Here is an 18,838-nt window from a genome sequence, read left to right as displayed (position 1 = left end):
CTCACTTCCAGCCTAAAAAAGCTGAAAAAACTAGCCATTCAATCAATTTGTCTGCTACCCATAAAAACAGGGACATGATCAGAACAAAGCCAAATACGACTAGAGTCATTTGGGTAGTCTCTTTACGAGTTGGCCAAACAACCTTTTTTACTTCATACCAAGAATCTTTTGCATAGGCAATAAAACGACGCCCATCCGGTGAAATCGCCACAATCAAAACCGCAGCAGCGATGCCACCAAACAGAACACCCAAGCGCATCCATAAAGATTGGTCGATGAGCGTGTAATAAAGCACTAGCGCAGCAACGACGATTAAAGCAGCGAGTACGGAGACCCAGCTGCTCTTTTCTTCAGAGTGACTTACAGTTTGTTGAGACATATTGCTTTCAGTTCAAATCGTGGCAGGGGCGGAGGGCATCGAACCCCCAACCTTTGGTTTTGGAGACCAACGCTCTGCCAATTGAGCTACACCCCTTTATAAAAACTCATTACAGCTTTACCACTTAAGCCAAAATCTTTGCAACCACACCGGCGCCAACTGTACGGCCACCTTCACGGATCGCAAAACGTAAACCTTCTTCCATCGCGATAGGGGCGATGAGTTTTACGGTAATGGTTACGTTATCACCAGGCATGACCATTTCTTTGTCTTTTGGCAACTCGATTGAACCTGTTACGTCCGTTGTGCGGAAGTAGAACTGGGGACGATAGTTGTTAAAGAATGGTGTATGACGACCACCTTCATCTTTACCCAAGATGTAAACCTCGGCAGTAAAGTGAGTATGTGGGGTGATTGAACCAGGCTTGGCCAATACTTGGCCGCGCTCAACTTCTTCACGTTTTGTACCGCGCAACAAAATACCAACGTTGTCGCCTGCTTGACCTTGGTCGAGCAATTTGCGGAACATTTCAACACCAGTACAAGTGGTTTTGAGTGTTGGCTTGATACCGATAATTTCGATCTCTTCACCAACCTTAACGATACCGCGCTCAATACGGCCTGTTACAACAGTACCGCGACCAGAGATCGAGAACACATCTTCTACTGGCATCAAGAACGCACCGTCAATAGCACGCTCTGGAGTTGGGATGTAGGTATCTAAAGCTTCAGCCAATTTCATAATGGCTTCTTTACCCAATGGGCCTTCGTCGCCTTCTAAAGCCAACTTAGCAGAACCTTGCACGATTGGTGTGTCATCGCCTGGGAAGTCATATTTAGAGAGAAGTTCACGAACTTCCATTTCAACGAGTTCTAACAATTCAGCATCATCAACCATGTCGCACTTGTTCAGAAACACCACGATGTAAGGAACACCAACTTGGCGTGCCAAGAGGATGTGCTCACGCGTTTGTGGCATTGGGCCATCGGCTGCAGAGCAAACCAAAATAGCGCCGTCCATCTGAGCAGCGCCAGTAATCATGTTCTTAACGTAGTCAGCATGTCCTGGGCAATCCACGTGAGCGTAGTGACGGTTTGCAGTCTCATACTCAACGTGCGCAGTATTAATCGTAATACCACGGGCTTTTTCTTCAGGAGCAGCATCGATCTGATCGTATGCTTTCGCTTCGCCACCAAATGCTTTTGAGAGCACGGTTGCAATTGCTGCTGTCAATGTAGTTTTACCATGGTCAACGTGACCGATGGTGCCTACGTTTACGTGCGGTTTTGTCCGCTCGAACTTTTCTTTTGCCATTTTTAATCTGCCTTTAGTTAATTCTTAAACCAAACACGAAATACACAATTAATAAAATCAAACATGGTGCCCATGGGCAGGATCGAACTGCCGACCTCTCCCTTACCAAGGGAGTGCTCTACCACTGAGCCACATGGGCGAAATCTAATGCAACAAATCTGGAGCGGGATAAGAGAATCGAACTCTTGACCGAAGATTGGAAATCTGCTGTTTTACCATTAAACTAATCCCGCACATCTGGTGGAGGGGGTAGGATTCGAACCTACGTAGGCATAGCCAACAGATTTACAGTCTGCCTCCTTTAGCCGCTCGGACACCCCTCCGCGAACCCAATATTCTGACTCCAAACGGAGTATCTGTCAATCTCTCTAAACGCTTTGCACAAGTAAAAACGCCCAGACCTAAGAGGGTCTGGGCGTCGCATTGGTGCCCGGCAGTTACCTACTTTCACACGGGTAATCCGCACTATCATCGGCGTAGAATCGTTTCACTGTCCTGTTCGGGATGGGAAGGAGTGGTTCCAATTCGCTATGGTCACCGGGCGTAGAGGGTTGAGTTGCTGATAAATCAACAACTCGATTTGAGTAAGCATGTAATAAGGATGCAGATTAAATCTGGCAAACATCCAACACAATAGTGCTGGTTATAGGATCAAGCCTAACGGGCAATTAGTATCGGTTAGCTTAATGCATTACTGCACTTCCACACCCGACCTATCAACGTTGTGGTCTTCAACGACCCTTTATGTAGGTTAAACCTACGGGAGATCTCATCTTCAGGCAAGTTTCCCGCTTAGATGCTTTCAGCGGTTATCTCTTCCATTCATAGCTACCCTGCGATGCTTCTGGCGAAACAACAGGTACACCAGCGGAATGTCCACTCCGGTCCTCTCGTACTAGGAGCAGCCCCCGTCAAATCTCCAACGCCCATGGCAGATAGGGACCAAACTGTCTCACGACGTTTTAAACCCAGCTCACGTACCTCTTTAAATGGCGAACAGCCATACCCTTGGGACCGGCTACAGCCCCAGGATGAGATGAGCCGACATCGAGGTGCCAAACACCGCCGTCGATATGAACTCTTGGGCGGTATCAGCCTGTTATCCCCAGAGTACCTTTTATCCGTTGAGCGATGGCCCTTCCATACAGAACCACCGGATCACTATGACCTGCTTTCGCACCTGCTCGACTTGTCGGTCTCGCAGTTAAGCACGCTTTTGCCATTGCACTTTAGGTACGATGTCCGACCGTACCAAGCGTACCTTCGTACTCCTCCGTTACACTTTGGGAGGAGACCGCCCCAGTCAAACTGCCTACCATGCACTGTTCCCGACCCGGATAACGGGCCAAGGTTAGAACCTCAAATAAATCAGGGTGGTATTTCAAGGTTGGCTCCAACAGAACTAGCATCCTGTTATCAACGCCTCCCACCTATCCTACACAGACCGATTCAAAGTCCAATGCAAAGCTACAGTAAAGGTTCATGGGGTCTTTCCGTCTAGCCACGGGTAGATTGCATCATCACAAACATTTCAACTTCGCTGAGTCTCAGGAGGAGACAGTGTGGCCATCGTTACGCCATTCGTGCAGGTCGGAACTTACCCGACAAGGAATTTCGCTACCTTAGGACCGTTATAGTTACGGCCGCCGTTTACTGGGACTTCAATCAAGAGCTTGCACCCCATCATTTAATCTTCCAGCACCGGGCAGGCGTCACACCCTATACGTCCACTTTCGTGTTTGCAGAGTGCTGTGTTTTTATTAAACAGTCGCAGCCACCTTTTTATTGCAACCCTTTCGTCCTCCCCTTGTACAGGGTCAAACTACCAGGGCGTACCTTATCCCGAAGTTACGGTACAAATTTGCCGAGTTCCTTCTCCTGAGTTCTCTCAAGCGCCTTAGAATACTCATCTCGCCCACCTGTGTCGGTTTGCGGTACGGTCTTGTTAGACTGAAGCTTAGAGGCTTTTCTTGGAACCACTTCCAATTGCTTCGCGAATAAATTCGCTCGTCTCACGCCCTTGAATTACGCTACCGGATTTACCTAATAGCCATCTCCAACGCAAGAACCGGGACTTCCAACACCCGGACAACTTTCCGCGATCCGTCCCCCCATCGCATCTAACAATGGTCAAGGAATATTAACCTTGTTCCCATCAGCTACGCATCTCTGCCTCGCCTTAGGGGCCGACTCACCCTGTTCCGATGAACGTTGAACAGGAAACCTTGGGCTTACGGCGAGGGGGCTTTTCACCCCCTTTATCGCTACTCATGTCAGCATTCGCACTTCTGATACCTCCAGCATCCTTTACAAGACACCTTCACAGGCTTACAGAACGCTCTCCTACCATCACATTGCTGTGATCCGCAGCTTCGGTTATATGCTTAGCCCCGTTACATCTTCCGCGCAGGACGACTCGATCAGTGAGCTATTACGCTTTCTTTAAAGGATGGCTGCTTCTAAGCCAACCTCCTGACTGTTTTAGCCTTCCCACTTCGTTTCCCACTTAGCATATATTAGGGACCTTAGCTGGCGGTCTGGGTTGTTTCCCTCTTGACACCGGACGTTAGCACCCGATGTCTGTCTCCCGTGATTGCACTTGTAGGTATTCGGAGTTTGCTATGGCGCAGTAATCCGCAATGGACCCCACTACCATGACAGTGCTCTACCCCCTACAGTGATACACGAGGCACTACCTAAATAGTTTTCGGAGAGAACCAGCTATTTCCAGTTTTGTTTAGCCTTTCACCCCTATCCACAGCTCATCCCCTAACTTTTCAACGTTAGTGGGTTCGGTCCTCCAGTACGTGTTACCGCACCTTCAACCTGGCCATGGATAGATCAACTGGTTTCGGGTCTACACCCAGCAACTAGCGCCCTATTCGGACTCGCTTTCGCTACGCCTTCCCTATTCGGTTAAGCTTGCTACTGAATGTAAGTCGCTGACCCATTATACAAAAGGTACGCAGTCACCCCTTACGAGGCTCCTACTGTTTGTATGCACACAATTTCAGGATCTATTTCACTCCCCTCCCGGGGTTCTTTTCGCCTTTCCCTCACGGTACTTGTTCACTATCGGTCGATTACGAGTATTTAGCCTTGGAGGATGGTCCCCCCATATTCAGACAGGATTTCTCGTGTCCCGCCCTACTTGTCTCTAGCCTAGTACCACTCAATAATTTTCACATACGGGACTATCACCCTTTATTGTTGGACTTTCCATTCCATTCTGTTAATTACTGAGATATCACTAGAAGGCTCTTCCCATTTCGCTCGCCACTACTTTGGGAATCTCGGTTGATGTCTTTTCCTCTTGCTACTTAGATGTTTCAGTTCACAAGGTTCGCTTCTCATACCCTATGTATTCAGGTATGGATACCACAAAAGTGGTGGGTTTCCCCATTCAGAAATCCCCGGATCAAAGCTTATTTACCAGCTCCCCGGGGCTTATCGCAGGTTATAACGTCTTTCGTCGCCTGTAATCGCCAAGGCATCCATCATGTGCACTTATTCACTTGATCCTATAACGAGCACCATTGCTAGTACCTGTTACAGGTTTTACTTCTACTTCTGACATGTTTGCCGTAATCCAAACTGTAAGTACTTGTTAAAGAACTTGGTAAAACTCGTTTGTATTACTGATTGATGATTCAATCTTTACCCTTATTACATCGTCAAATGTCCTCTCAAAGAAACATTTGACACTTTGCTTACTCAAATTTTTAAAGAACAGCCATAAATGGCAAAACTAAACAATTAATGAATCGCTTAGTTTTGACATTTAGATGTTGGTGGAGGATGACGGGATCGAACCGACGACCCCCTGCTTGCAAAGCAGGTGCTCTCCCAGCTGAGCTAATCCCCCAACGTCCACTAAGTCCATATCAACGCTGATTGGTGGGTCTGGTAGGACTTGAACCTACGACCCCTGCGTTATCAACACAGTGCTCTAACCAGCTGAGCTACAGACCCGTGGCTTTTATTGTCAACCGATAAGTGTGGGCACTATAGCTCCAGCATCTTTTCTCTAGAAAGGAGGTGATCCAGCCGCACCTTCCGATACGGCTACCTTGTTACGACTTTACCCCAGTCATGAACCCTGCCGTGGCAGTCGCCCTCCTTGCGGTTAGGCTAACGGCTTCTGGCAAAACCCACTCCCATGGTATGACGGGCGGTGTGTACAAGACCCGGGAACGTATTCACCGCGACATTCTGATCCGCGATTACTAGCGATTCCAGCTTCACGTAGTCGAGTTGCAGACTACGATCCGGACTACGATGCATTTTCTGAGATTAGCTCCCCCTCGCGGGTTGGCAACCCTCTGTATGCACCATTGTATGACGTGTGAAGCCCTACCCATAAGGGCCATGAGGACTTGACGTCATCCCCACCTTCCTCCGGTTTGTCACCGGCAGTCTCTTTAGAGTGCTCTTGCGTAGCAACTAAAGACAAGGGTTGCGCTCGTTGCGGGACTTAACCCAACATCTCACGACACGAGCTGACGACAGCCATGCAGCACCTGTGTTCACTTTCTCTTACGAGCACCTAATGTATCTCTACTTCGTTAGTGACATGTCAAGGGTAGGTAAGGTTTTTCGCGTTGCATCGAATTAATCCACATCATCCACCGCTTGTGCGGGTCCCCGTCAATTCCTTTGAGTTTTAATCTTGCGACCGTACTCCCCAGGCGGCTGACTTCACGCGTTAGCTACGTTACTCAGGATGTAAATCCCGAACAACTAGTCAGCATCGTTTAGGGCGTGGACTACCAGGGTATCTAATCCTGTTTGCTCCCCACGCTTTCGTGCATGAGCGTCAGTGTTATCCCAGGGGGCTGCCTTCGCCATTGGTATTCCTCCACATATCTACGCATTTCACTGCTACACGTGGAATTCTACCCCCCTCTGACACACTCTAGCTATACAGTCACAGGCGCCATTCCCAGGTTAAGCCCGGGGATTTCACGCCTGTCTTGTATAACCGCCTGCGCACGCTTTACGCCCAGTAATTCCGATTAACGCTCGCACCCTACGTATTACCGCGGCTGCTGGCACGTAGTTAGCCGGTGCTTATTCTTCAGGTACCGTCATTCCCGGACTGTGTTAGAGCCGGTGTTTCTTCCCTGACAAAAGAGCTTTACAACCCGAAGGCCTTCTTCACTCACGCGGCATTGCTGGATCAGGGTTGCCCCCATTGTCCAAAATTCCCCACTGCTGCCTCCCGTAGGAGTCTGGGCCGTGTCTCAGTCCCAGTGTGGCTGATCGTCCTCTCAGACCAGCTACTGATCGTCGCCTTGGTGGGCTTTTACCCCACCAACAAGCTAATCAGGCATCGGCCGCTCTAATCGCGCGAGGTCTTTCGATCCCCCGCTTTCCCCCTCAGGGCGTATGCGGTATTAGCACAGCTTTCGCTGCGTTATCCCCCACGATAAGGTACGTTCCGATGTATTACTCACCCGTTCGCCACTCGCCACCAGGTGCAAGCACCCGTGCTGCCGTTCGACTTGCATGTGTAAGGCATGCCGCCAGCGTTCAATCTGAGCCAGGATCAAACTCTTCAGTTTAATTCCTGTGATCCTTGCGGATCGTCGCACTCATTCAAGAAATTGACTTGGTAATAAAACCAAATCTTTTTACTGTCTATGAGTACTATTTGTTTACATCTGTCCCGAAGGACTGGATGCTTTCGCCTAGTACCCACAATTATCGGTTGACTAATTTTTAAAGAGGGCTGACTTGTTTTGTATTTCAAAAAACATTCAGCAGAGAGGTGAGACTATAGCGCACTTATTTAGGGTCGTCAACACCTTTCGTACTATTTCTCCTAAAAAACGCGAAGATTTTTCCTATTTTCAAAATAAACTCAATAAAATCAGTTGGATAGATTTTTAAATAAATTTCAGTCTTTTTTGAAAAATTCCATTTTTAGCGGAATTTTCCGGCTTCTGCTGGAGGAAAATCGCGTTTTTGACGCCTTATTTGCGTGGCAACCACACCCTAGGGAAAACCCTGAAATTTTCTGGTAACCCTGTTAAAATATTGCTATGCACAATAAATTAGCGAGCAAACACTTACCCAGCAGGCCCTATGCAACAGGACTAGCAGTTCCTGTCCGGGAGCTCCATGCTGGGCACAGGGAAGAAATTCTTCAGCACTTGTTGCAGCTAAACGATGAAGATCGTCGTTTACGCTTTGGCACCCAAACACCCAATGAGGTCATTGAGCGCTACGTTGCACACCTAAATTTCAATAAAGACACTATCTTTGGGATCTTTGACTTGAATTTACGGCTTATTGGCATGGCTCATTTGGCCTATTTACCTGAAGTCAAGGATCAAGCTCGCGCAGCTGAATTTGGGGTCTCAGTCCTACAAGAAGGGCGCTCACAAGGTCTTGGAACTGCTTTATTGCAACGTTCAGCTGTGCATTCCCGCAATACCCGCATAGAAACTCTCTATGTTCATTGCCTATCAAACAACAAAGCAATGATGCATTTGGCGCAGAAGGCTGGCATGAGTGTTGAATTCGCTTACGGCGATGCCGATGCTTACCTTAAATTGCCGCCAGCAAGTCCTGCCACCATTGTTGAAGAAGCTGCTAATGAGCAGTGGGCTGATATGGATTACGCCTTAAAAGAAAACCTCAAGCGATCTAATCAAGCATGGTGGTGGTTTCTTGGAAGGCCTGGGCTCGCACCCTAATTTCAGTTTGAATTTTTATTTGGTGCGCCGCGCAATACCCAACTCGATAAGCGTGATAAATCTGCATCACTTAATTTAGGGTTGGCCGGCATAGGCACCACGCCCCATGAACCGGCTCCGCCTTTAGCAATTTTATTTTTCAAGAATGCTTGCGCGTTTGAATCGGCCTTATATTTTTGAGCGACTGATTCAAAACTCGGGCCAACAATTTTTTTATTAATCGCATGACAACCTAAACATGCATTTTGTTTTGCAATGGCAAACGCTTTTTCATCTTCACTATTCGCTTGTGCATTTTGAAGCTGCAAAGCAAGCAATGAGAACAATAAAAATATTTTTATCAACTTATGCAAGGCGTGTATACACTGCTTTATGCCAAAAGATTACTGATACTTTGGCGGGCTATCTGGTTGTGATTGCTCTGCCTTGCCTTGCTTCTCTAGGCGGGTTTTCTCAGCCTCAGAAATGATGTCGAAATAAACGTAAACATCTTTCACGCCATTTGTATTGCTGGCAATTTGCTTCGCCAATTCAGCCTCGCCTTGCGTGAGTATGCCAAGCAAATAAACACTGCTACCTTCGGCAACGATTACCATCGAATTCGATGGTAATTTTTCTGTAAAGATCATTTGTGTTTTGATCTTAGATTCCAGATATGAATCGTTTGCGCGAGATGTGTAACTGCTATTCGGGCCGATCACTAATTCGTTAAATACGGATCGCACATTCTTCATTGCTTTCACATACGAGCCAGCTTCGCCCTTAATGTCAGCGTCTTTTGCTTCGCCAGTCAATAATACTTTTTGATTAAATGAAGCGATGTTGATGTGAGCGTTGTCGCCAAATCTCTTGCTTAAAGCGTTACTAGCTTCCCACTCAATTCCTTTGTCTATGGCCTGCACGCCAGGGCTGCGTCGATCAGCCATGACAGCTGCAGTTGCAGCAACGCCGCCAACAGCGACAACCGCACAAGATGCGAGTTGAGACACCGCCATCGCCGCGACAACTAGCTTAACAAGAGAAGAAATTTGCATTTAATTATTTTCTGAAATGGATTGCGTCAAAAAAGTCTAGTCGTATAAAACATGATCAACACCATCGCATAATCCGTGCAACAGAACCAAATGGGTTTCTTGAATACGAGCAGTGCGCGTAGAGGGTACACACAGATGTATGTCATCTTCGTCTAACAAAGTAGCAATCTTTCCACCACCATTGCCAGTAAAAGCAATAATCTTGATACCCATTTTCTTTGCCGCTTCGATTGCTTTCACTACATTCTTGGAGTTACCAGAAGTTGAAATTCCCAAGAGGATGTCGCCCTTTTTCCCAAGTCCACGAACTTGTTTACTAAAGATATCGTCATAGCTGTAATCATTTCCAACGGCAGTCAGAATCGATGAATCCGTGGTCAATGCAATTGCTGCTAGTTCTTCGCGCTCTCGCTCAAATCGGCCAATTAATTCTGCGGCAAAGTGTTGAGCATCAGCAGCAGAGCCGCCATTGCCGCAAGCCATCACCTTGCCACCAGATTTCAAACAATCAACCATTGCCAGCACTCCACGAGCAACGGCTTCTGGAAGTACTTTTTCAGCCTCTTGCTTTACAGCAATGCTGTCTAAAAAATGTTGTGATGCACGCTTTCGCAGAACTTCAATAATATTTTTATCCATGCCAATATTATGCGCCAAACTGGGGGTAATTTCTAAAGCAACGTATCCTCTTACTTATGACTAATCTTACGCAGAACCTGCCCTTATGGAAATAGGCTCATTTGATTTTTTAAAACAACAGGATCTACCTGCTGGAGCCCTCTACATGGTGGCTACGCCGATTGGCAATATGGGCGATATCACCTTGCGAGCACTTCATGTGTTGAACGCAGTAGACGGTATTGCCTGCGAAGACACGAGACATAGCGCAGCGCTATTGCAGCAATTTGGAATCCACAAAAAATGTCTTGCGCTTCATGAGCACAACGAGCTAGGGGGTGCACAAACCGTTATTCAAAGCCTCACCAAAGGCGAGCGCTGGGCCTATATATCGGATGCAGGCACTCCGGGAGTTTCCGACCCCGGAGCAAGATTAGTAAATGAAGTGCAAAAAGCTAGTCTTCGAGTGATCCCCATTCCTGGCGCAAGCTCTGTGTCTTGCGCAATCTCTGCATCAGGTTCGGTGATGCTCAATTCGGAAGGACGCTTTCAGTTTTTAGGTTTTTGGCCGAACAAAACCAAAGAGCGTGACGCTCTGCTACAAGATATTTTCAGCAGTAAAAAAACAAGCATCTTTTTTGAATCACCACATCGCATTCGTGAAACATTGCTTTTACTTGTAAACGCTTTGGAGCCTGAGCGCCAAGTATTGATTTGTCGTGAATTAACTAAAAAGTTTGAGCAGCTCGTTTCAATTCAGGCGACTGAAATCGCCTCTTGGCTAGAAAATGCGACGAGCTTAAAGGGTGAATTTATTATTTTGGTAGCGGGCCGCCAAGGCAGGGCTGATGAGGCTCCTGAACATGCCTCACTTCTACTTTGGGCAAATACACTTAACCCTTATCTGGGTAGCAAAGAAATTGCTGCAGTTCTTTCACAAGCCTTGGGCCTAACAAAAAAAGAGGCCTATCAAATTGCTCTAGATGCAAAAGATGAGGTGATGAAAAATAAAAAAGCTGGCATATAGCCAGCTTTTTAAATGCCAAAAATTTTTATTTAGCGCTCGGATCTTTAGCGGCCACGGCTGTGCTCGCATCTTGAAAATTTAACTGGGCTACTGGCTTAATCAATTGCTCAGTAGTGGTCGAAGATTCGCCACGTTTGCCATTGTTCACAAACACCATCAATAACAAAATAACGATCAGGGGCACAAAAAAGCTTGCAAACACCATGATGATGAGTTGTTTTGGGGACTTAATTAGATTTCCGTGCTCGTTGCTCATAAGAATTAGTTTTTTAACGGGTTTAGGGTTGTTTTGCGGTAATTATAACTAGAGAGTGGGGTTACAGGCACTTACAATATAGGGGCAACCAAAGTTTTCCGTTGGCGCCCGTAGCTCAGTGGATAGAGTATTGGCCTCCGAAGCCAAGGGTCGCAGGTTCGATTCCTGCCGGGCGCACCAGAACTAGAGGGGTTTTTGACCTACATCATGCATAGAAAAACAAAAACCACTATCATTTGGGTCTAACTTATTGATTCTTATCGTGTCTACACATCTAAATTCTGCCCTTTCAGAGCCATCCCTGATAAACCCCTTGCCTCCTGAGGCGCCATTACCGCACCGCAAAATTATTCGGAGCTGGTTAATTCCAATGGCCCAAGGGGAAACAGGGCGCGCCATCATGCTCCTCTTTATTGATGCCTTGCTGTGGCTTGGCTGTATCGCTGGAACAGTATTTGTAGAAAGCGTTCTATTCAAAATCATTTTTGGTCTTATTGCTGGCTTTGTAACTGGCCGCATTTTTATCTTGGGTCACGATGCCTGCCATCAGAGCTTCACGCCAAATCGCGAACTTAATAAAATTTTAGGGCGCATTGCATTTTTGCCTTCGCTAACACCCTATAGCTTATGGGATGTTGGTCACAACGTAGTTCACCATGGCCAAACCAATCTTAAGGGCTTTGACTTTGTATGGGCGCCCCTATCTAAATCTGAGTATGACGCGCTACCCCCATGGCGTAAGGCCTTAGAGCGCCTCTACCGCAGTGGCTGGGGCCCAGTTTTCTACTACCTCATCGAGATTTGGTGGAGACGCGAATACTTTCCGAACGCAAAAAACAAACCTGGCGATCGACCAATTTTCTTAAAAGATAATTTACTGGTTACTGGTTTTGCCATTATTTGGATTACTTGCTTAATTGCAGGTGCAATCGTTACCGGTCAATCTATCTGGCTTGGCCTCACTACCGGTTTTGCAATTCCATTCTTATTCTGGAATGGCATGATTGGGTTTGTGGTCTATGTACACCACACTCACCCATCAGTTTCTTGGTACGACAAAAAATCTGAATGGTTACGCGCCCAACCCTTTGTTTCAACCACGGTTCACCTCACGTTTAATTGGATTTGGGGCTCTTTAATGCACCACATCATGGAGCACACTGCCCATCACGTGGATATGAGCGTACCCCTATATCGCCTCCAAGAGGCTCAAACTACCTTGGAAACTATCCTGCCAGACCGTATTTTTGTGCAAAAGTTCACTTGGGGCTGGTATTTCGATACTGCACGCAAGTGCAAGCTATATGACTTTGAGAACAAGGCATGGCTGGACTTTGATGGCAATAAAACGGCGGATTCAGTGCGAGTTGTCCTGAGCCCAGCCCCAGTGGGACAAAACGGGTAAAATAGATCCTCTGTATAAAGATTTGCCTTACCCGGATTGTGCCCATGACTACCTCAACTCCTGCTGCTGCCCAAGACACCTCTCAAAGCCTCAAGTTTTGCTCTTCTTGCAGTCGCGAAAAACGACTTGAAGGCGGAACCTGGATTCCAACGAGTAATCGCAAGCAACGCTGGATCTGCGCCAGCTGCCTATACAACCGTACACACCGCACCGGCTCTGCAAAAGCTTAACAAGTATTAGTAGGTCCTGTCGTCATTCGCTTGAAGGCGGCTTTGTATCCCCTTCCAAAATATTAATAATGAATACCCAAGATACTTTCAAGTTTGCTGAAACGCATGAGTGGGCTGACCTTGGAAGCGATGGCCTAGTATGGGTTGGCATTAGCAACCATGCCCAAGAGGCTTTAGGTGATGTTATGTTTTTTCAGGCGCCCAAACTTGGTCAGCAAGTAAAGCAGGGCGAGGCAATTGCCGTGATTGAATCAGTAAAGGCGGCGAGCGATATTCATGCGCCAGTGAGTGGCGAAATTGTTGCAATCAATGATGCAATGGCTGACACTCCCGAACTTGTAAATGAAAAGCCATATGGAACTTGGTTATTCAAAATCAAATCCAGCACTGAGATAAGTCTCGCTGCTGAGCTTGACCTTCTGATGAGCATGGAAGAATACAGCGCCTCTGCTGGCGCCTAAGCAATCTATTAAAGTGCGATTGGGTCGCGCTCAATTAACCAACGTATACGTGAAGTCTTGCTAATTCTCCCCTGAGAGTTTTCACGCAACTCTCTATCAACGGCCTCTAAAACTGCCTGCAATTGTTTGCGGTCATCTGATTCAATGACCAGTTGGGCACGCTCTGTGCCGGCAACTCTCATCACCGTCTTTGGCACAGGATCATAAACACGCAGCCCATTACATATTTGCCCCTGTAACCTTAGATGGTCTTTTAGGGCGCCCAAAAATTGGATTGCCTTATCTAAACTTTTTGCCTCAGCATGTACTAAGGCTTGATATGAAAAAGGTGGCAATCCAGCCTCCTGCCTTTCATTGGCGGTGTGGGATAAAAATCCATCTACATCATGGCGCAGTAAGTATTGAAATACTGCTGACTCGGGGTATTGAGTCTCGATGTAAATATCCCCTCCGCCCTCGCCATCCCCCTTAGAACGTCCTGCACGACCAGCCACTTGCACAAGTTGGGTAAACAGCCTTTCTGCGGCCCTAAAATCTTGCGAGAATAATCTACCATCCGCATCCAATACAGCCACCATTCCAATATTCTGATAATCATGTCCCTTGGCAATCATTTGCGTACCAACAACAATATCTACCTTGCCCTGGTGGATTTCTTGAAATAACTCTTCTGCGCCTTTACTGCTCCTACTAGAGTCCGTATCGATCCGCAACACCTTGGCCTTTGACCACATTTCTTCAATGAAATCTTCAATCTTTTGCGTACCCTGACCCAGGGTTTTTAGATCTGCATTCCCGCAATCAGGGCAATGGCTTGGAATTGTTTTTGACAAGCCACAATGGTGACAGCTCAATACTGATTTTTTAGTCAACACCCCTGCTTTATGTAACACCATACAGGAGCTGCACTGTTGGCATTTTGATAGCCATGCACAAGCACCACAACTTAGTACTGGAGCATACCCTCTGCGATTAATTAAGACCAAACTTTGTTTTTTATCTTCTAAATTTTTACTAATTGCATTAGCAAGTGTTTTGCTGATTAAGCTCTTCACCTTCGGTCTGCCAATATCGCCAGGGCTATACTGATTTTGCGGATCGCGCATATTGATCAGATGAACGTTGGGCAATTTTGCTCCGTGCGCTCTCTGATCTATCCGGATATTTTCATAGCGTCCAGCCTTTGCTGCTATCCACGTTTCTAATGATGGGGTTGCAGATGAAAGCACAATTGGGATCTTCAGATCATGTGCCCGCCATATAGCGAGATCACGTGCCGAGTACCTTATCCCGTCTTGTTGTTTATAGGACGGATCATGCTCTTCATCGACAACAATGGCCCGCAAATTTGGAAGCGGGGTTAGTGCCGCCAACCTTGTTCCTAAAATGATTTGCGTCCGTCCGGTCATTGCCTCATACCAAGCAATGCCTCTTTCTTTTTCGCTCACTCCACTGTGAAGCACAGCCATTCTCTTTTCAGGAAAGTATGCCCGCACCCTCCGCTCTAGTTGTGGCGTCAAATTAATTTCCGGAACAAGTAACAGCACTTGTGCGCTTTCATCTTCCAAAACCTTTGTCAACCAGTTTAAAAATACTGCTGTTTTACCGCTGCCGGTTTGGCCTTGCAATAAGATAGTTTTGAATTCATTTTTCTTGATGCACGTACGTATTTTTTCTAATGCCTGCTTTTGTCCGTCATTTAAGGAGGCCTCACTAATAAAGCCTTCGCTTTGCTCTTCCTGAGTTCTTTTCTTTCTCTTTTCTTCCGCAACAATGAGTTTTTTTAGGATCTTGTCCCAAGCCTCGGGCTTTTTCCACATTTGTGGAATTGTTGGGATGATGGTTTCACCAAGGGCATGAATGTAGTACTGGCTTGCAAAGCTAACTAACCTGAGGGCCGCTCGATCCAACGGGGGCAGGGGGGCAAGTCTGGATATGGACTTAAGTTTATTAATGTCAAATTCAGAGTGTGCGCTTACTTTTATAACTATACCGACCAGGCTTGAGCGCCCAAACGGTACTTCCACCATATGTCCTATCTCTGGTGACCGGCCCAACTTTTGAGCATCCCACAAGTAATCAAAGCCTTGAGCTAAAGGCTTATCAACAACTACCTGTACCACTATTGGTGGGGCCATTATTTACTTCAATCTTTCTTTTGCCTGTGGATAAGTCTGTGGATATCATTCAATGATTTTGATTTATAAGCCAATTTAACAGCAATCCACTTGTGCACAGTTTTTAAGCGCTTTTAATAAATATTAATATAAATCAATTACTTACAATGAACTTCGCAAGTTAATGTTTATCTTTATTCGGAATCTTCATGAATTTTGAATTTTGCACTTATCTGTGCATAACTTTCATCAAAATTTCAAACCTAAGTTAGCAGCCACTCAGGATTAATGCTTGGATCTGAGAGCCCTTGACCGTTGTATCACTGTTTCTGTCAGCGCGGTAACGCTTTCCGGGGGGGTAAATTGGGAGATTCCGTGGCCCAAATTGAAAATATGCCCGTCAAGAGGGTGAAGGCCCATCTTAAGGGCTGGGGCGCTGGCTAAATCTTCTAAAAGTAAGTTAGCCTGCTCAGCAATCTGTTTAGGCCCCGAGAACAGAATAAGCGGATCTAAATTGCCTTGTATTGCCAAAGGCTTGTTTAGTGCAAGCAGTTGTTTACGAGCACGACTGAGCGATATCGTCCAATCAATTGCAATAACATCGGCGCCAACCTGTGCCATATCGTTTAACCAAATTGCACCGCCTTTGGTAAACATAATCACTGGAATTTTTCTGCCCTCGTGTTCACGTGGCAATAGAGCAATGACTTTTTGCATGGAAGCCAAAGACATTTTTTGATACCAGCCGTCTGGCAACATACCGCCCCAGGTATCAAAAATCATCAACGCTTGTGCACCCGCTTTTACTTGCTCAGTTAAGTATGTAGCGACTGATTGAGCATTAATATCGAGAATATGTTGTAACAAATCAGGGCGGCTAAACATCATGGTTTTAGCATGACGAAAATCGTCAGAACTAGAACCATCAATCATGTAGCAGGCCAAGGTCCACGGGCTTCCAGAAAAACCGATCAAGGGCACGCGTTGCTTGCCGTCCTGAATAAGTGCCTTGCGGATTTCTGAAACAGCATCAAACACATATTGCAATTCACCCATATCCGCAACGCGCAATTTTTTGACAGCCTCTTCAGTGCGCAAAGGATTGTCAAAGCTGGGGCCTTCGCCAGTAGTAAATTTGAGGCCCAATCCCATTGCATCGGGAATCGTCAAAATATCGGAGAACAAAATTGCCGCATCCAATGGATAGCGATCTAAGGGCTGAAGTGTTACTTCCGTAGCATATGCGGGATTTTTTGCAAGCCCCAGAAAACTTCCTGCTTTCGCGCGCGTAGCGTTGTATTCAGGGAGGTATCGGCCGGCTTGTCGCATGAGCCAAAGCGGTGTTTGATCAACCGCTTCGCCCAGGCAGGCCTTTAAAAACCGATCGTTTAACAACAAGGAGATGACCGGTAATTACTTTTTACGTCGGAAACGGGCGATGGCAGCGAGTTGGGCAGCTGCCATGGCAAACTCGGATTGAGCCAAAGCTAAATCGAAGTCGCTGCCACGATTTTGCATTGCTTCTTCTGCGCGTTTCTTGGCTTCAGTAGCTTTTGCTTCATCAAGATCATGACCGCGAATAGCAGTGTCTGCTAATACGGTAACGTGGTCTGGCTGGACCTCTAAATAGCCACCCGCTACGAAAACAAACTCTTCGTCACCATCAGCTTTTTCAATACGAACTGAGCCTGGACGAATACGTGTAATCAAAGGAGTGTGGCCGCGCAAAATGCCAAGCTCACCACTTTCGCCAGGAAGCGCAACAAAATTAGCTTCCCCGCTAAAAATAGACTGCTCAGCACTTACTACATCGACGCGTATGGTTGACATGATTTCCCTAGATGAGTTCGATTAAAGCTTCTTCGCCTTCTCAATGGCTTCATCAATTGAACCCACCATGTAGAACGCTTGCTCAGGCAAGTGATCCAACTCACCGCTGCAGATCATTTTGAAACCACGGATGGTTTCTTTCAGTGGAACGTATTTGCCTGGTGAACCAGTAAACACTTCAGCAACGTGGAAAGGCTGGGACAAGAAACGTTGAATCTTACGAGCGCGTGATACAGCCAATTTGTCTTCTGGTGACAATTCGTCCATACCCAAAATCGCAATAATGTCGCGCAACTCTTTGTAACGTTGCAATGTCATCTGTACATCACGAGCCACTTCATAGTGCTCTTGACCAACCACTTGTGGGTCAAGCTGACGGCTAGTAGAGTCGAGTGGGTCAACTGCTGGGTAGATACCCAATGCAGCAATGTCACGTGACAACACAACAGTGGAGTCTAAGTGCAAGAAGGTTGTTGCTGGCGACGGATCAGTCAAGTCATCCGCAGGAACGTAAACGGCCTGAATAGAAGTAACAGAACCAGTCTTGGTAGAAGTAATACGCTCTTGCAATTTACCCATCTCTTCAGCCAATGTAGGCTGGTAACCCACAGCAGAAGGCATACGACCAAGCAGCGCAGAAACTTCAGTACCGGCCAATGTGTAGCGGTAAATGTTGTCAACGAAGAACAAAATATCACGGCCTTCGTCGCGGAATGCTTCAGCCATTGTCAAGCCAGTCAAAGCAACGCGCAAACGGTTGCCAGGAGGCTCGTTCATCTGACCAAACACCATCGCCACTTTGTCGATAACGTTAGATTCTTTCATCTCGTGATAGAAGTCATTACCTTCACGAGTACGCTCACCAACACCGGCAAACACTGATAAACCAGAGTGTTGCTTAGCGATGTTGTTAATCAATTCCATCATGTTCACGGTCTTACCAACACCCGCACCACCGAACAAGCCAACCTTACCGCCTTTAGCGAACGGGCAAACCAAGTCAATAACCTTAATGCCCGTTTCGAGCAAGTCAACAGAAGGTGAAAGTTCATCAAACTTCGGTGCTGGCTGGTGAATAGCGCGACGCTCTTCAGTAGCGATCGGACCTGCGTCATCAATTGGGCGACCCAATACGTCCATGATGCGACCCAAAGTTGCCGGACCAACCGGAACAGAAATTGGCTTACCTGTAGATTTCACTTCCATGCCACGACGCAAACCATCGCTGGCGCCCATAGCAATCGCGCGAACTACGCCGTCACCGATTTGTTGCTGAACTTCAAAGGTCAAACCTTTTTCAGCAAATGATTTTTCGCCGCTTTCAACTAATGTCAACGCATCATAAATGTTTGGCATTTTGTCGCGTGGGAACTGAATGTCCACCACTGGACCGATACATTGCACGATATTTCCGTTACTCATCGCTTTCTCCGCTTTTAATTCCTGAATTCTTTCGTATTCCTAA

The 18,838-nt window shown here is 46.7% G+C and carries 15 protein-coding genes, 7 tRNA genes and 3 rRNA genes; 6 read left to right on the top strand and 19 right to left on the bottom strand.

The window, feature by feature from the left end; translation table 11 throughout:
• Position 1 precedes the first annotated feature (1 nt).
• From secE to AOC07_RS00185, 11 genes are all read right to left on the bottom strand, one after another.
• Positions 2–379: a preprotein translocase subunit SecE gene (gene secE, locus AOC07_RS00235; protein WP_215293440.1), complete on the bottom strand. Its 378-nt coding sequence runs from the start codon at positions 377–379 to the stop codon at positions 2–4.
• A gap of 20 nt (positions 380–399) precedes the next feature.
• Positions 400–475: transfer RNA gene (locus AOC07_RS00230), tRNA-Trp, on the bottom strand.
• A gap of 28 nt (positions 476–503) precedes the next feature.
• Positions 504–1,694, bottom strand: coding sequence for an elongation factor Tu (gene tuf, locus AOC07_RS00225; protein WP_071464438.1), 1,191 nt, complete (start codon positions 1,692–1,694; stop codon positions 504–506).
• A gap of 64 nt (positions 1,695–1,758) precedes the next feature.
• Positions 1,759–1,833 (bottom strand) — tRNA-Thr (locus AOC07_RS00220).
• A 20-nt stretch (positions 1,834–1,853) separates the two neighbouring features.
• Positions 1,854–1,927 (bottom strand) — tRNA-Gly (locus AOC07_RS00215).
• A 5-nt stretch (positions 1,928–1,932) separates the two neighbouring features.
• Positions 1,933–2,017, bottom strand: a tRNA-Tyr gene (locus AOC07_RS00210).
• 105 nt (positions 2,018–2,122) lie between these two features.
• Positions 2,123–2,236 (bottom strand): 5S ribosomal RNA (rrf, locus tag AOC07_RS00205).
• A gap of 105 nt (positions 2,237–2,341) precedes the next feature.
• Positions 2,342–5,215, bottom strand: a 23S ribosomal RNA gene (locus AOC07_RS00200).
• A gap of 268 nt (positions 5,216–5,483) precedes the next feature.
• Positions 5,484–5,559 (bottom strand) — tRNA-Ala (locus AOC07_RS00195).
• Positions 5,560–5,589: 30 nt separating this feature from the next.
• Positions 5,590–5,666, bottom strand: a tRNA-Ile gene (locus AOC07_RS00190).
• 59 nt (positions 5,667–5,725) lie between these two features.
• Positions 5,726–7,258 (bottom strand): 16S ribosomal RNA (locus tag AOC07_RS00185).
• The 16S, 23S and 5S rRNA genes sit together here with 5 tRNA genes alongside, the layout of an rRNA operon.
• Before the next feature lie 480 nt (positions 7,259–7,738).
• Between AOC07_RS00185 and AOC07_RS00180 the strand changes: the two genes are divergently transcribed.
• Positions 7,739–8,395 (top strand): GNAT family N-acetyltransferase, encoded by a 657-nt coding sequence (locus tag AOC07_RS00180; protein WP_215293439.1) that lies wholly within the window; start codon positions 7,739–7,741, stop codon positions 8,393–8,395.
• Between the two features lie 2 nt (positions 8,396–8,397).
• Here AOC07_RS00180 and AOC07_RS00175 read toward each other — a convergent pair whose 3' ends face one another.
• From AOC07_RS00175 to AOC07_RS00165, 3 genes are all read right to left on the bottom strand, one after another.
• Positions 8,398–8,712 carry a c-type cytochrome gene (locus tag AOC07_RS00175; protein ID WP_251371678.1) on the bottom strand — a complete coding sequence of 105 codons (315 nt, stop codon included), beginning with the start codon at positions 8,710–8,712 and terminating at the stop codon, positions 8,398–8,400.
• 66 nt (positions 8,713–8,778) lie between these two features.
• The gene (locus tag AOC07_RS00170; RefSeq protein WP_215357672.1) at positions 8,779–9,429 is read right to left on the bottom strand and encodes a BON domain-containing protein; all 651 of its coding nucleotides are present in this window, start codon (positions 9,427–9,429) and stop codon (positions 8,779–8,781) included.
• 36 nt (positions 9,430–9,465) lie between these two features.
• The gene (locus AOC07_RS00165) at positions 9,466–10,068 is read right to left on the bottom strand and encodes a phosphoheptose isomerase (RefSeq protein ID WP_215293437.1); all 603 of its coding nucleotides are present in this window, start codon (positions 10,066–10,068) and stop codon (positions 9,466–9,468) included.
• 85 nt (positions 10,069–10,153) lie between these two features.
• On the opposite strand from AOC07_RS00165, the gene rsmI reads away from it, so the two are divergent.
• The gene (gene rsmI / locus AOC07_RS00160) at positions 10,154–11,074 is read left to right on the top strand and encodes a 16S rRNA (cytidine(1402)-2'-O)-methyltransferase (RefSeq protein WP_215357671.1); all 921 of its coding nucleotides are present in this window, start codon (positions 10,154–10,156) and stop codon (positions 11,072–11,074) included.
• A gap of 25 nt (positions 11,075–11,099) precedes the next feature.
• On the opposite strand, the gene AOC07_RS00155 is transcribed toward rsmI, so the two are convergent.
• On the bottom strand, positions 11,100–11,330 hold the full coding sequence (locus AOC07_RS00155) for a hypothetical protein (protein ID WP_251371677.1): 231 nt from the start codon (positions 11,328–11,330) through the stop codon (positions 11,100–11,102).
• Positions 11,331–11,434: 104 nt separating this feature from the next.
• Between AOC07_RS00155 and AOC07_RS00150 the strand changes: the two genes are divergently transcribed.
• From AOC07_RS00150 to gcvH, 4 genes are all read left to right on the top strand, one after another.
• A tRNA-Arg gene (locus tag AOC07_RS00150) sits at positions 11,435–11,510 on the top strand.
• Between the two features lie 82 nt (positions 11,511–11,592).
• Positions 11,593–12,735 (top strand): fatty acid desaturase, encoded by a 1,143-nt coding sequence (locus tag AOC07_RS00145; protein ID WP_251371676.1) that lies wholly within the window; start codon positions 11,593–11,595, stop codon positions 12,733–12,735.
• A gap of 44 nt (positions 12,736–12,779) precedes the next feature.
• Positions 12,780–12,965, top strand: a complete 186-nt coding sequence (locus AOC07_RS00140; RefSeq protein WP_215293435.1) for a hypothetical protein — start codon at positions 12,780–12,782, stop codon at positions 12,963–12,965.
• A gap of 68 nt (positions 12,966–13,033) precedes the next feature.
• The gene (gene gcvH, locus AOC07_RS00135) at positions 13,034–13,426 is read left to right on the top strand and encodes a glycine cleavage system protein GcvH (protein ID WP_215357670.1); all 393 of its coding nucleotides are present in this window, start codon (positions 13,034–13,036) and stop codon (positions 13,424–13,426) included.
• Positions 13,427–13,434: 8 nt separating this feature from the next.
• On the opposite strand, the gene priA is transcribed toward gcvH, so the two are convergent.
• From priA to atpD, 4 genes are all read right to left on the bottom strand, one after another.
• Positions 13,435–15,564 carry a primosomal protein N' gene (gene priA / locus AOC07_RS00130; RefSeq protein ID WP_215357669.1) on the bottom strand — a complete coding sequence of 710 codons (2,130 nt, stop codon included), beginning with the start codon at positions 15,562–15,564 and terminating at the stop codon, positions 13,435–13,437.
• Positions 15,565–15,828: 264 nt separating this feature from the next.
• Positions 15,829–16,947, bottom strand: a complete 1,119-nt coding sequence (gene hemE, locus AOC07_RS00125; RefSeq protein WP_215358370.1) for a uroporphyrinogen decarboxylase — start codon at positions 16,945–16,947, stop codon at positions 15,829–15,831.
• Between the two features lie 9 nt (positions 16,948–16,956).
• Positions 16,957–17,373: a F0F1 ATP synthase subunit epsilon gene (locus AOC07_RS00120; protein WP_215357668.1), complete on the bottom strand. Its 417-nt coding sequence runs from the start codon at positions 17,371–17,373 to the stop codon at positions 16,957–16,959.
• A gap of 21 nt (positions 17,374–17,394) precedes the next feature.
• Complete coding sequence (gene atpD / locus AOC07_RS00115) at positions 17,395–18,795, bottom strand: F0F1 ATP synthase subunit beta (protein WP_011901874.1); 1,401 nt, start codon at positions 18,793–18,795, stop codon at positions 17,395–17,397.
• Between the last annotated feature and the right edge of the window lie 43 nt (positions 18,796–18,838).

This window comes from Polynucleobacter sp. UB-Raua-W9, from assembly GCF_018687435.1.
Taxonomy (GTDB): domain Bacteria; phylum Pseudomonadota; class Gammaproteobacteria; order Burkholderiales; family Burkholderiaceae; genus Polynucleobacter.
Note: the sequence above shows the minus strand (reverse complement) of the source record. Positions and strands in the feature narration are given on the sequence as shown.

What these genes read in the sequence shown, in the direction of transcription:
- AOC07_RS00180 (WP_215293439.1), top strand. Translation starts at nt 7,739, where the DNA reads ATGCACAATAAATTAGCGAGCAAACACTTACCCAGCAGGCCCTATGCA.
- priA (WP_215357669.1), bottom strand. Translation starts at nt 15,564, where the DNA reads ATGGCCCCACCAATAGTGGTACAGGTAGTTGTTGATAAGCCTTTAGCT.
- AOC07_RS00120 (WP_215357668.1), bottom strand. Translation starts at nt 17,373, where the DNA reads ATGTCAACCATACGCGTCGATGTAGTAAGTGCTGAGCAGTCTATTTTT.
- gcvH (WP_215357670.1), top strand. Translation starts at nt 13,034, where the DNA reads ATGAATACCCAAGATACTTTCAAGTTTGCTGAAACGCATGAGTGGGCT.
- AOC07_RS00165 (WP_215293437.1), bottom strand. Translation starts at nt 10,068, where the DNA reads ATGGATAAAAATATTATTGAAGTTCTGCGAAAGCGTGCATCACAACAT.
- AOC07_RS00140 (WP_215293435.1), top strand. Translation starts at nt 12,780, where the DNA reads ATGACTACCTCAACTCCTGCTGCTGCCCAAGACACCTCTCAAAGCCTC.
- tuf (WP_071464438.1), bottom strand. Translation starts at nt 1,694, where the DNA reads ATGGCAAAAGAAAAGTTCGAGCGGACAAAACCGCACGTAAACGTAGGC.
- atpD (WP_011901874.1), bottom strand. Translation starts at nt 18,795, where the DNA reads ATGAGTAACGGAAATATCGTGCAATGTATCGGTCCAGTGGTGGACATT.
- secE (WP_215293440.1), bottom strand. Translation starts at nt 379, where the DNA reads ATGTCTCAACAAACTGTAAGTCACTCTGAAGAAAAGAGCAGCTGGGTC.
- rsmI (WP_215357671.1), top strand. Translation starts at nt 10,154, where the DNA reads ATGGAAATAGGCTCATTTGATTTTTTAAAACAACAGGATCTACCTGCT.
- AOC07_RS00170 (WP_215357672.1), bottom strand. Translation starts at nt 9,429, where the DNA reads ATGCAAATTTCTTCTCTTGTTAAGCTAGTTGTCGCGGCGATGGCGGTG.
- AOC07_RS00155 (WP_251371677.1), bottom strand. Translation starts at nt 11,330, where the DNA reads ATGAGCAACGAGCACGGAAATCTAATTAAGTCCCCAAAACAACTCATC.